At 72.9% G+C, this 11,563-nt stretch carries 9 protein-coding genes and 1 tRNA gene; 4 read left to right on the top strand and 6 right to left on the bottom strand.

The window, feature by feature from the left end:
- The coding region (locus D8M29_RS04335) for a YidH family protein (protein ID WP_127445811.1) at positions 1 to 183 on the bottom strand (183 nt) is incomplete at its 3' end.
- Positions 184 to 288: 105 nt separating this feature from the next.
- On the opposite strand from D8M29_RS04335, the gene D8M29_RS04330 reads away from it, so the two are divergent.
- Entirely contained in the window at positions 289 to 1,419 is a 1,131-nt protein-coding gene (locus D8M29_RS04330; protein ID WP_127435455.1) for a VIT1/CCC1 transporter family protein, read from the top strand.
- A 126-nt stretch (positions 1,420 to 1,545) separates the two neighbouring features.
- On the opposite strand, the gene sucD is transcribed toward D8M29_RS04330, so the two are convergent.
- From sucD to pcrA, 3 genes are all read right to left on the bottom strand, one after another.
- The gene (gene sucD / locus D8M29_RS04325; protein WP_012750749.1) at positions 1,546 to 2,466 is read right to left on the bottom strand and encodes a succinate--CoA ligase subunit alpha; all 921 of its coding nucleotides are present in this window, start codon (positions 2,464 to 2,466) and stop codon (positions 1,546 to 1,548) included.
- Between the two features lie 27 nt (positions 2,467 to 2,493).
- A complete protein-coding gene (gene sucC, locus D8M29_RS04320) occupies positions 2,494 to 3,663 on the bottom strand; it encodes an ADP-forming succinate--CoA ligase subunit beta (RefSeq protein ID WP_101965708.1) in 1,170 nt (389 codons plus the stop codon).
- Between the two features lie 184 nt (positions 3,664 to 3,847).
- Positions 3,848 to 6,409, bottom strand: a complete 2,562-nt coding sequence (pcrA, locus tag D8M29_RS04315; RefSeq protein WP_127445810.1) for a DNA helicase PcrA — start codon at positions 6,407 to 6,409, stop codon at positions 3,848 to 3,850.
- A 260-nt stretch (positions 6,410 to 6,669) separates the two neighbouring features.
- Between pcrA and D8M29_RS04310 the strand changes: the two genes are divergently transcribed.
- The 3 genes from D8M29_RS04310 (at position 6,670) to D8M29_RS04300 (ending at position 8,820) form a co-directional block, all read left to right on the top strand.
- Positions 6,670 to 7,857: an acyltransferase family protein gene (locus D8M29_RS04310; RefSeq protein WP_080695847.1), complete on the top strand. Its 1,188-nt coding sequence runs from the start codon at positions 6,670 to 6,672 to the stop codon at positions 7,855 to 7,857.
- A gap of 195 nt (positions 7,858 to 8,052) precedes the next feature.
- Positions 8,053 to 8,703 carry a hypothetical protein gene (locus D8M29_RS04305; protein ID WP_127445809.1) on the top strand — a complete coding sequence of 217 codons (651 nt, stop codon included), beginning with the start codon at positions 8,053 to 8,055 and terminating at the stop codon, positions 8,701 to 8,703.
- A gap of 43 nt (positions 8,704 to 8,746) precedes the next feature.
- Positions 8,747 to 8,820 (top strand) — tRNA-Arg (locus D8M29_RS04300).
- Positions 8,821 to 8,846: 26 nt separating this feature from the next.
- Here D8M29_RS04300 and D8M29_RS04295 read toward each other — a convergent pair.
- Together D8M29_RS04295 and D8M29_RS04290 are read right to left on the bottom strand one after the other, a co-directional pair.
- The gene (locus tag D8M29_RS04295) at positions 8,847 to 10,715 is read right to left on the bottom strand and encodes an ABC transporter ATP-binding protein (protein ID WP_174233301.1); all 1,869 of its coding nucleotides are present in this window, start codon (positions 10,713 to 10,715) and stop codon (positions 8,847 to 8,849) included.
- A gap of 76 nt (positions 10,716 to 10,791) precedes the next feature.
- Positions 10,792 to 11,286 (bottom strand): HNH endonuclease, encoded by a 495-nt coding sequence (locus tag D8M29_RS04290; RefSeq protein ID WP_020628346.1) that lies wholly within the window; start codon positions 11,284 to 11,286, stop codon positions 10,792 to 10,794.
- Between the last annotated feature and the right edge of the window lie 277 nt (positions 11,287 to 11,563).

Raw genomic sequence — 11,563 nt, 5'->3', positions numbered from 1 at the left:
CGCGACCCCGCCGGCCAGCAGCGCCAGCGCCGTCCGGACCCAGGCCAGGAACGTGCGCTCATTGGCGAGCGTGAACCGGGGGTCCGGCTCCACCCCGCCCGCCAGGAGGCGGTGCTGCCAGGCCGGCCGGCCGCCGTCGTGGGCGGCGGCCTCGGGGCCGTCGGGGGTCTCTGCTGCGTCCATGCGGCCATGGTAGCGACGGCGTAGACTGGCGGGTCGGGCGCGCGCCCGGCCGCCGTGGTCCGCGGCGGCGGCGCCCGTCCCCGCCCGACCATCCGATGGAGCCCCATGAGCCCCGCCCACACCGCCACTCCTGCAGCACGCCCCGAGCCGACCCGCGAGCAGGTCCGACGCTGGCGCCGCTACCTCGCCGACGAGATCGCCGAGGGCCAGATCTACCGCGACATCGCCGCCCGCAAGGACGGTGTGGAGCGCGACATCCTGCTCGGCCTCGCCGAGGCCGAGCGCCGCCATGAGCAGCACTGGCGGATTCTCCTGGGCAAGCACGCCGAGAACCCCCCACGCCCCTCCTTCCGTCGCGTCCTGCTGCGCTGGCTCGCACGGATCTTCGGCTCCGTGTTCGTGCTGGCCCTGGCCCAGCGCGCCGAGTCGGACACTCCCTACGCGGAGGACCAGGACGCCCCCGAGGGCATGGTGGCGGACGAGGCCATCCACGAGGAGGTCGTGCGCGGCCTCGCCGCCCGGGGTCGCGAGCAGCTGGCAGGCAACTTCCGTGCCGCCGTCTTCGGCATGAACGACGGGCTGGTCTCCAACCTGGCGCTCGTGATGGGCATCGGCGCGACGGGCGTGGCGCCGTCCGTCGTGCTGTTCACGGGCGTGGCCGGCCTGCTGGCGGGCGCGCTGTCCATGGCGGCCGGCGAGTACGTCTCGGTGCGGTCCCAGCGGGAGCTGCTCGAGGCATCCTCCCCCACCCAGATCACCCTCGAGGCGGCCCAGCACCTGGACCTGGACCACAACGAGCTCAAGCTCGTCTACCTGGCCCGCGGCATGACGCCCGAGGACGCCGAGCACCGCGCGCTCGAGCGCCTCGGCTATCTCACGTGCGACTGCAACCCGCGGTTCTCCGCCCGTCCCGACGGCTCCCAGGGACCCGTGGACCACTCGAACTCCTTCGCGGAGATCGGCTCGGCGTGGAGCGCCTCCCTGTCCAGCTTCGCGTTCTTCGCCTCCGGCGCGCTCATCCCGATCCTGCCGTACATCTTCGGCATGTCCGGGCCGTGGGCCCTGGGCCTGGCTGCGGCGATGGTGGGCGCGGCCCTGCTCTTCACCGGCGGTGTGGTCGGGCTGCTGTCCGGCTCCTCGCCCCTGGCGCGGGGCCTGCGTCAGCTCGCGATCGGCTACGGCGCCGCCGCCGTGACGTACGTGCTCGGCCTGCTGTTCGGGGCGAACGTGGGCTGAGCGACGTCCGCCGCCTGCTCTGCCCCGCACGGCACACGGCCCCTGCCCCTCACGACGAGGGACAGGGGCCGTGGTGCATCCGCCTGCCGGTGCGGAGCGCCGGCATCGGCGCCCCGCACCGCGGGATCAGGCCTGGGCCTGCAGGATCTCCCGCATGAGCTGGGCGGTCTCGGACGGGGTCTTGCCGACCTTCACGCCCGCAGCCTCGAGGGCCTCCTTCTTGGCCTGCGCGGTGCCGGCGGAGCCGGAGACGATGGCGCCGGCGTGGCCCATGGTCTTGCCCTCCGGGGCGGTGAAGCCGGCCACGTAGCCGACGACCGGCTTGGTGACGTTGGCCTTGATGAACTCGGCCGCACGCTCCTCGGCGTCGCCACCGATCTCACCGATCATCACGATGGCCTGGGTGTCCGGGTCGGCCTCGAACGCCTCGAGGGCGTCGATGTGGGTGGTGCCGATGATCGGGTCGCCGCCGATGCCGATGGCGGTGGAGAAGCCGAAGTCACGCAGCTCGTACATCATCTGGTAGGTCAGCGTGCCGGACTTGGACACGAGGCCGATGGGGCCGGAGCCGGTGATGGTGGCCGGGGTGATGCCCGCCAGGGCCTCGCCCGGGGTGATGACGCCGGGGCAGTTCGGGCCGATGATGCGGGTCTTCGGCTTGCCGTCCTCGCCGGTCTTGGACTGGGACAGGGCGAAGAACTTGGCGGTGTCCTGCACCGGGATGCCCTCGGTGATGACCACGAGCAGCGGGATCTCGGCCTCGATGGCCTCGATGGCGGCGTCCTTGGCGAAGGCCGGCGGCACGAAGGCCACGGACACGTCCGCACCGGTCTTCTCCATGGCCTCCTTGACGGTGCCGAAGACGGGCAGCTCGACGGCGTTGCCGTCCTTGTCCTCGTGGGACACGGTGGTGCCGGCCTTGCGGGCGTTCACGCCGCCCACGATGTTCGTGCCGGCCTTGAGCATGAGGCGGGTGTGCTTGGTGCCCTCACCGCCGGTGATGCCCTGGACGATGACCTTGGAGTCCTTGTTCAGGTAGATCGACATAGCTGTTTCCTCAGTCTTTCCGAACGGTCAGTTCGCGGAGTGGGCGAGCTCGGCGGCCTTGTCGGCGCCCTCGTCCATGGTGGCGGCCAGGGTGACGAGCGGGTGGTTCGCCTCCTGCAGGATGCGGCGGCCCTCCTCCACGGCATTGCCGTCCAGGCGCACGACCAGCGGCTTGGTGGCGGTGTCACCCAGGATCTCGAGGGCCTTGACGATGCCGTTCGCGACCTGGTCGCACGCGGTGATGCCGCCGAAGACGTTCACGAACACGGACTTGACCTGCTCGTCGCCCAGGATGACGTCGAGGCCGTTGGCCATGACCTCGGCGTTGGCGCCGCCGCCGATGTCCAGGAAGTTGGCCGGCTTCACGCCGCCGTGCTGCTCGCCGGCGTACGCGACGACGTCGAGGGTGGACATCACGAGGCCGGCGCCGTTGCCGATCACGCCGACCTGGCCGTCCAGCTTCACGTAGTTGAGGCCGTTGGCCTTGGCCTTGGCCTCCAGCGGGTCCTCGGTGCGCTCGTCGACGAGGGCGGCGTGGCCCTCGTGGCGGAACGCCGCGTTGTCGTCGAGGGAGACCTTGCCGTCCAGGGCGAGGATCGTGCCGTCGCCGGTCTTCACCAGCGGGTTCACCTCGACGAGGGTGGCGTCCTCCTTCTCGAAGACCTCCCAGAGCTTCTGGATGACCTCGGCGACGTCGGCGCGCAGCTCCTCGGGGAAGCCCGCCTCGGTGACGATCTTCTGGGCGGTCTCGGCGTCGATGCCGGTCAGCGGGGAGACGGGCACCTTGGCGAGGGCCTCGGGGCGCTCCTCGGCGAGCTGCTCGATCTCCATGCCGCCCTCGACCGAGCACATGGCCAGGTAGGTGCGGTTGGCGCGGTCCAGCAGCACGGAGAAGTAGTACTCCTCGGCGATGTCGGCGCCCTGGGCGATCATGACCTGGTGCACGGTGTGGCCCTTGATGTCCATCCCCAGGATGGCCTTGGCGTGCTCGTAGGCCTCGTCGGCCGTCTTGGCGACCTTCACGCCGCCGGCCTTGCCGCGGCCGCCGACCTTCACCTGCGCCTTGACGACGGTGACGCCGCCGATCTTCTCCGCGGCCGCCTTGGCCTCGTCCGGGGTCTGCGCAACGATGCCGGCCAGCACGGGGACGCCGTGCGCCTCGAACAGATCGCGCGCCTGGTACTCATACAGGTCCACGGTGGTGTGTCCTTCTTGGTCGAAGACAGGGTCTGCCGGCCTCGCCCGCGGGCGCGGCCGACGTCGACGCCCCCTCCGTGGCCGGGCCGGGCGCGGGGGCACGGCGGGGCGGCGGACGGCGGCGTTCCACGGCTCACTGTAGTCCACGCCCCGGGGCGACCGGGGGGTCGGCGGGCCGGTCCCGTCAGCCCTCGACCTTCGTCAGCGGCGCGTAGCGCAGCAGCAGCCGCTTCTGTGCCCCGGTGGCGTCGAAGGTGACGGTCGCGACGGTCTTGTCCCCCGCGCCCGCGACGGCGTCCACGCGCCCCTCGCCGAAGGTCGCGTGGGAGACGCGGTCGCCCGGGTTGAGCGCCGCGATCTCCTTCTGCGGCTGCACCCGGCTCGGGGCCTTCCCGCGCACCACACCGGAGGGCACCGTGAGGTCCGCCGGCTCGTCCCCGCGGGTGAGGCGCTGGGGTCGCGCGCCGTCGTCGTCCCGGGACCGCCAGGCCGGCCGCCCGCCACCGAACCGCCCCGCGTAGCGCGAGGTGCCGGCGCCGGTCAGGCTCAACGACCCGGCCGAGCGGGTGGTGCCCTCCCGCTCCCAGTCGATGAGCGCCTCCGGGATCTCCCCGAGGAACTGGCTGGGCGGGTTGAACTGGTGCTGGCCCCACAGCGAGCGTGCCTCGGCGCGCGTCAGGAACAGGCGACGGCGGGCGCGCGTCAGGCCCACGTACGCCAGGCGACGCTCCTCCGCGAGCTCCTTCTCGTCCGTCATCGAGCGGGCATGCGGGAACACCCCGTGCTCCATGCCCGTCAGGAACACCACGGGGAACTCGAGGCCCTTGGCGGTGTGCAGCGTCATGAGCGTGACCTGGCCCTGCTGCTCCGCGAGCGCCTCGCCCTCCACGTCCGGGGCCGTAGGCAGCTGGTCAGCGTCCGCCACGAGCGCCACCTGCTCGAGGAAGTCGGACAGGGTGCCGTCCGGATGCGTCGTCTCGAAGGAGCGGACGACGGCGACGAGCTCGCCGAGGTTGTCCGCGCGGGACTCGTCCTGCAGGTCCTCGGACTCGCGGAGGGCGGCCAGCATCCCGGACTGCTCGAGGACGGCCTCCAGGACGGTGGCCGGGCCGGCGGACTCGGCGACCTGGCCGAGGTCGTCCATCATCTGCACGAAGCCGCGGACGGCCTTGAGCGAGCGGGCGGCCATGCCGGGAGCGTTCTCGGCGTCGCGCAGGGCCGCGGAGAACGTAGAGCGGTTCCGCTCGGCCCACGCGGCGACGGCGCCCTCGGCCCGGTCCCCGATGCCCCGCTTGGGCTCGTTGAGGATGCGGCGCACGTTGACGTCGTCGTCGGGGTTGACGATCACCCGCAGGTAGGCGAGCGCGTCCTTGATCTCCTTGCGGTCGTAGAAGCGCGTGCCGCCGATGACGCGGTACGGGATGCCGCGCGTCACCAGCCGCTCCTCGAGCGCACGGGACTGCGCGTTGGTCCGGTAGAACACGGCGACGTCGGCCGGGCGGATCCCGTCCTCGTCCTGCAGCCGGTCGATGGTGGTGGCGATCCACTCCGCCTCGGCGGACTCGTTCTCCGCGGCGTAGCCGACGATCGCCGGGCCCTCCCCCTCGGCCGTCCACAGGCGCTTGGGACGGCGGTCCGGGTTGCGCTCGATCACCGCGTTGGCGGCGTCCAGGATGGTCTGTGTGGAGCGGTAGTTCTGCTCGAGCTTGATGGTGGCGGCGTCCGTGAAGTCCTGCTCGAACTCGACGATGTTGCGGATGTCCGCGCCGCGGAACGCGTAGATGGACTGGTCCGAGTCGCCGACGACGGTCAGCTCGCCGCCGGGGGTCTCCACGCCCTCGGGGTCACCCGCCGGGCCGGAGAGGAGCCGGATCAGGCGGTACTGGGCGTGGTTGGTGTCCTGGTACTCGTCCACGAGGACGTGGCGGAACCGGCGGCGGTAGTTGTCCAGCACGCGCGGGAACGCCTCGAACATGTGGACCGTCATGCCGATCAGGTCGTCGAAGTCCAGGGCGTTGGCCTGGCGCAGGCGGGCCGTGTAGTCCCGGTAGACGGCGGCGACGGCGCGGCCCCACGGGTCCCCCTCGGCCACGGTGGCGGCGTAGTCGTCCGCCTCCACGAGCTCGTTCTTCAGGGAGCTGATGCGGTTCAGCAGGGCCTTGGGCGCGAAGCGCTTCGGGTCCAGCTCGTGCTGCTTGGCGACGGTGGTGACCAGGCGCAGGCTGTCCGCCGAGTCGTAGATGGTAAACGTGGACTTCAGCCCGATGTTGGCGGCCTCGTTGCGCAGCAGCCGCACGGCGGAGGAGTGGAACGTGGAGATCCACATCCGCTGGGCGGTGGGACCGATCAGCCCGGCCACGCGCTCGCGCATCTCCGCGGCGGCCTTGTTCGTGAAGGTGATGGCGAGGATCTCATGCGGCCGCGCCCGTCCGGTGGCGAGCAGCCACGCGATGCGGTGGGTCAGCACCCGGGTCTTGCCCGAGCCGGCGCCCGCCACGATCAACAGGGGCGCCCCCGTGTGGGTCACCGCGGCGGCCTGCTGCGGGTTGAGCCCCGCCACGAGCGACTCGGGAGTGTGCGCCGGAGCGGCCGGGCGGGCGTCCTCGCCCCAGGCCTCGGGGTCCGCGGCCGCGCGCGTGACGGCCGGGGGCACGAGCCCGGGCAGGGCGGTCTCCGGGTCCGCGGGGCGGCGGGTCCGGTCGAGGTTCAGGGGCGTGCGTCCGAGCGCGGAGAAGAGGTCAGCCATGGCGGACCCAGTCTAGGCGGGGCTCCGGACGCGACAGGGGGCGCCGTCGTCGCCATCCCCCACCGCGCCGCCCCGCCCCACCCCACCCGCACTTTCGAACGTGATGGGGGGCCTATCTCGCGTTCGAAAGTCCCCATGACCCCGATTTCACGTTCGAAAGTGGGCGGGAATCGACCGGCCCGCTATGGTCTTCTGGGCGTTCCGCGCGATGTGGCGGCGGAGCCCCCTTCCCCGCCCTGCCACGCCACCCCGGAGCCGCCATGTCCACGACGCCGACCCCGCCCGTGTCCCACGGGTCCGCCCCCAGCCGGATGACCTGGATGGACGCCATGCGCGGATTCGCCGTGCTGCTGGTGATGTTCACCCACACCTACACGATGCCGCAGGGGCTCGACGCGACCTTCAGCTCCGTGGCGTTCGCGAACGTGGTGCAGGTGTTCCAGTCGTGGCGGATGCCGATGCTCGTGTTCCTGTCCGGCGTCCTGCTGCCCCGCTCGGTGTCCAAGCCGCTGGGCACGTACTACCGCGGCAAGGCGGAGCGGATCCTGTGGCCGTTCCTCGTCTGGATGGTCGTCCTGGCGCTGGCCACGGGCAAGCCCGGATCCCTGCTGTCCGTCGAGTTCTGGCGCGGCGGCGCGTGGCACCTGTGGTTCCTGTGGGTGCTCATGCTCTGCTACCTCATCGGCCCGGTGATCCGTCGCGTCCCGGCGCTGGTGGTCGCGGCCGTCCTCTTCGTGCTGCTCCTCGAGTTCGTCAGCGGCCCCCGCGACTGGGTGCGTCCCCTGTACTGGGGCGTGTACTTCTTCCTCGGTGCCGCGTCCGCGCGACTGCTCCCCCGGATCCGCACGGCGCCCGCCGCCCTGGGTGTGATCGCGGTGATCCTCATGGTGCTCACCGTGACGGCCACGCGCACCGGCGCGCTCGTGGTGGCGGAGCGCCAGCCCTGGTCCGTGTTCGCCGCGCTGCCGGGGATCCTCGTGGTGCTGTGGCTCGGCCCGCGCCTGCCCCGTCTGCCGTTCCTCGAGTTCTGCGGCCGCCGCTCGATGGTCCTCTACGTCGCCCACATGCCGGTGCTGATCCTGGCGGTGGCGGCCTTCCGCGACCTCGCCGCGGTCCGCCCGGTCGACTTCTACGTGGCCATCGCGTCGTTCACGTTCCTCGTCCCGCTCGCCCTCGCGCTCGGCTACCGACGGGTTCGCTGGCTCTTCGAATTCCCGACGGCGGGACGCGTCCGGGCGCGTCCTCGCACCCGGGCCACGGTCCCGGGAGCGGCGGACGCCGTGCCGGCACAGACCGCCGAGCCCGCCTCGACGACGGCGCCCCTGCCGGTCGTCGAGCCGGCGTCCCCGCCGCAGCCCGCCGCGGGGCCGACCCCGGCCGCCGAGCCGGCGGCCGGCGCACCCGCCCGGGTCCGGGCCCCCCGCCCGCGGCCTCGCCACGCGGACTGAGCAGCCCCGGCCCCGACCCCGCCACCCCGGCATCCCCGCCACCCCCGCACTTTCGAACGTGACGGAGGGCCTGTCTCGCGTTCGAAAGTCCCCATGACCCCGATCTCACGTTCGAAAGTGGGCTGGACGAAGCGGAGCCTGACCGGGGCCGGGCCGGCTCGGCCGGTCTGGGAGGATGGACCGCGGAGGTGCCCCGTGTCCCAGAAGTCCCGCAAGTCCCGTCCGCGCCCGTCGCGGCCCGCCGCGCGCCCGGTCGCCGAGTCCCCGCGCTCCCGTCCCGCGCTGCGGGACGTCCACGTCCGTGAGGACCTCGCCACGGCCGCTGAGCGCGAGGGCAGCCCGGCGATCCCGGTGAGCGCGCTGATCGTGACCACCCTGCTCGTGGGCGCGTACCTCCATCTGCTGGTGCTGCAGCAGATGACCCAGCTCAGCGGCGGCCTGGCGATGCCGGACTCCCTGCTGTTCTACGGGCAGGACCACATCCGCGCGCTCTCCGCGGTCATGGACGAGGACGCCCGCGGCCAGCTGAACTGGGTGCACAAGACGGCCGGCGTGATCTTCCCGATCGCCGTGGCGCTGACGGTCACCGCGGTCGGCGCGTGGCGCCTGCGTCCCGCCGGGGCCAAGTGGGTCGTCTTCGGGCTGGGGGTCCTGTTCGCGGTCGTGGACATCTGCGAGAACATCGCGATCGAGCAGGCCATCGCCGCCGGCGGCCCGGGCGCCGGCCTGGCCGCCGCCCTGACGCTGACCCGCTGGGTCCTGCTCGCGCTGCTCGCGCTGGCGGTGGCCGTGATGCTGTGGGCCGGGCGGCGCCGTCGTCGTGGTCCCGCCGCGCGGGAGGCCTGAGGGGCTCGGCTAGACTCGATCACCGGACCGACGCGCGGTCCACGCCCCAGTAGCTCAGTTGGATAGAGCGACCCTCTCCTAAAGGGTAGGCCGTCGGTTCGATTCCGGCCTGGGGCACCCGGGCGGCCGATCCGGCCGCCGCCTCACTCCGCGTCGGCGAATTGCGTGGTGTAGAGCTCCACGTACCGTCCGTCCGCCGCGAGCAGCGCGGTGTGCGTGCCGCGCTCCACGATCCGCCCGGCCTCGACCACGAGGATCTCGTCCGCACTGCGGACGGTGGAGAGCCGGTGGGCGATCACGATCGCGGTCCGCCCGGCCAGGGCCTCCCCCAGCGCCTCCTGGATGGCGCGCTCGTTGGTGGAGTCCAGCGCCGCCGTCGCCTCGTCCAGCACCACGACGCGCGGGGCCGCCAGCAGCAGCCGCGCGATCGTCATGCGCTGCCGCTCACCGCCGGAGAGGCGGTAGCCGCGCTCGCCGACCACGGTGTCCAGCCCGTCCGGCAGCGCCTCGACGACGGAGCGCAGGCGCGCCCGCTCGATGGCGTCCCACAGCTGTTCGTCCGTCGCATCGGGGCGGGCCAGCGTCAGGTTGGCGCGCACGGTCTCGTGGAAGAGGTGGCCGTCCTGGGTCACCATGCCCACAGCCCGCTGCAGGTCCGCGAACGCGAGGTCCCGCACGTCCACGCCGCCGATCTCGACGGCGCCGGAGGTGACGTCGTGCAGGCGGGTGACGAGCGAGGCGATGGTGGACTTGCCCGCACCCGAGGAGCCCACGAGGGCCACGGTGGCCCCGGCGGGCACGGCCACGTCGATCCCGTGCAGCACCTCCTCGCCGCCGCGCGTATCCAGCACGGCGACCTCCTCGAGGGAGGCCAGGGACACCTGCTCCGCGGTGGGGTAGGCGAAGCGCACGTCCCGCAGCCGCACGGACAGGGGCCCCTCCGGCAGGGTTGCGGGCCGCGCGGGCTCCGTGATGAGGGGCTCCAGGTCCAGGACCTCGAACACGCGCTCGAAGCTCACGAGCGCGCTCATGATCTCCACGCGGGCGTTCGCCAGCGCGGTCAGGGGCGCATACAGGCGGGTCAGCAGCAGGGCGAGGGTGACGACGTCGCCGGCGTCGAGGGTGCCCGCGATCGCCTGGAGCCCGCCCACGCCGTACACGGCCGCGAGCGCGAGCGCGGAGACCAGGGTGAGCAGCGTGGTGAAGACGGCCTGGCGCACGGAGATGTCCACGCCGGTGGCGCGCACGCGGTCCGCACGGCGGGCGAACTCGGCGGACTCGGCGGCGGGGCGGCCGAAGAGCTTGATGAGCGTGGCGCCGGGAGCGGAGAACCGCTCGGTCATCTGGTCGCCCATGGCCGCGTTGTGCCCGGCCCGTTCGCGGGACAGGCCCGCCAGCTTCGAGCCGACCGCCCGGGCCGGCAGCAGGAACAGCGGCAGCATCACGAGGGACAGGACGGTGACCTGCCAGCTGGTGGCCACCATCACGCCCAGGGTCAGCGCGACGGACACCACGTTCGCGACGACGCCGGAGAGCGTCCGCGAGATCGCCGACTGCGCCCCGATCACGTCGTTGTTCAGGCGCGAGACGAGCGCGCCGGTGCGGGTGCGCTGGAAGAACGCCACCGGCATGCGCTGCACGTGGTCGAACACGGCGGTGCGCAGGTCGTAGATGACCTGTTCCCCCAGCCCGGCGGAGAGCCACTTGGTGAACACGGACAGCGCCGCGTCGAGCACCGCCACGAGGGCGATCAGCAGGGCCAGCCGCACCACGAGCCCGCGGTCCGCGCCACCGGTGATCGCGTTGACGACGTCGCCGGCCAGCACCGGCGAGGCCACGCCGAGCACCGCGCCCACGATGGACGCCGCGACGAACACGATCAGGCGGGTGCGGTACCGGCCCGCGAACGCGATGGTCCGGCGCACCGTGCCGCGGGCGAGGCTCTGCTGGGCGTCGGACTGCCCGTGGGTCATCCGCATCATGGACATCCGTGCCGCCGACTCCATGCTCATGGGCCCCTCCGCTCTCTCGACCGTTCGAGAGTCTAGGAACCGCCGGGCACGAGCGGGCGCGATTCCGCTTCCGGCGTCAGGCCGCCAGGCGCAGGTAGTCCCGCCACGCCTCGGCGGGCCGCTCCAGCTCGCGGATCCGCCACTGGGCCCCGCGCGGGCGCACCGGCTCCACCCGCAGCCGCCAGCCCAGGGCCTCGAGCGAGCGGTCCGCCTTCGCCCCGTTGCAGCGCAGGCAGCAGGCCACGAGGTTCTCCCACGAGTTCTCGCCGCCCCGCGAGCGCGGCCGCACGTGGTCCACGGTGGTGGCGTGGGCGCCGCAGTAGGCGCAGCGGTGTCCGTCCCGGCGCAGCACGCCCTTGCGGGAGACCGGGGCCGCATCCGTGTGGGGCACCCGGATGTACTGGTGCAGCAGGATCACGAGGGGCCGGCCCCACGCGCGGGTGGGGCTGCGCATCGGGTCACCGGCGTCCTCGAGCACGCTCGCCTTGCCGGTGGCCACGAGCAGCAGCGCCCGGCGGTCGGAGACGACCGAGAGGGGTTCGTAGCCGGCGTTGAGGACGAGTGTGCGCATCGGGGGCCTCGGAAGCGTGGGGACACAGGGGCGTCGTGTCTCCACGCTAGACGCGGGTGCATCGGCGCGCCACGTGTCGCCTGCGGCGGCGGAAGAGGTTCACCGGCCCGTCACCGGGCCATCACGCCCCCGTCACGCACGACGGCGGCGCACCGCGTCTCAGCCGTCGAGACGCTCGACCCACACGTGCGCGGCCGTGGCCTCGGCGAGCTCGAGGGCCCCGCCGTCCGCGGCCGCGCCGTCCTCCGCCTCGCCCTCGACTCGGATGTACCCGGCA

Origin of the sequence: Micrococcus sp. HSID17227 (assembly GCF_003989405.1) — a bacterium.
GTDB classification, from domain to species: Bacteria; Actinomycetota; Actinomycetes; order Actinomycetales; family Micrococcaceae; genus Micrococcus; species Micrococcus luteus.
The sequence above is the reverse complement of the archived record's forward strand: the minus strand, read 5'-3'. Positions and strand labels throughout refer to the sequence as shown.

Bases quoted from the DNA above. Each gene is read 5' to 3' on its own strand.
- D8M29_RS04330 (WP_127435455.1), top strand. From the start codon at position 289: ATGAGCCCCGCCCACACCGCCACTCCTGCAGCACGCCCCGAGCCGACC.
- sucD (WP_012750749.1), bottom strand. From the start codon at position 2,466: ATGTCGATCTACCTGAACAAGGACTCCAAGGTCATCGTCCAGGGCATC.
- pcrA (WP_127445810.1), bottom strand. From the start codon at position 6,409: ATGGCTGACCTCTTCTCCGCGCTCGGACGCACGCCCCTGAACCTCGAC.
- D8M29_RS04310 (WP_080695847.1), top strand. From the start codon at position 6,670: ATGTCCACGACGCCGACCCCGCCCGTGTCCCACGGGTCCGCCCCCAGC.
- D8M29_RS04295 (WP_174233301.1), bottom strand. From the start codon at position 10,715: ATGAGCATGGAGTCGGCGGCACGGATGTCCATGATGCGGATGACCCAC.
- D8M29_RS04290 (WP_020628346.1), bottom strand. From the start codon at position 11,286: ATGCGCACACTCGTCCTCAACGCCGGCTACGAACCCCTCTCGGTCGTC.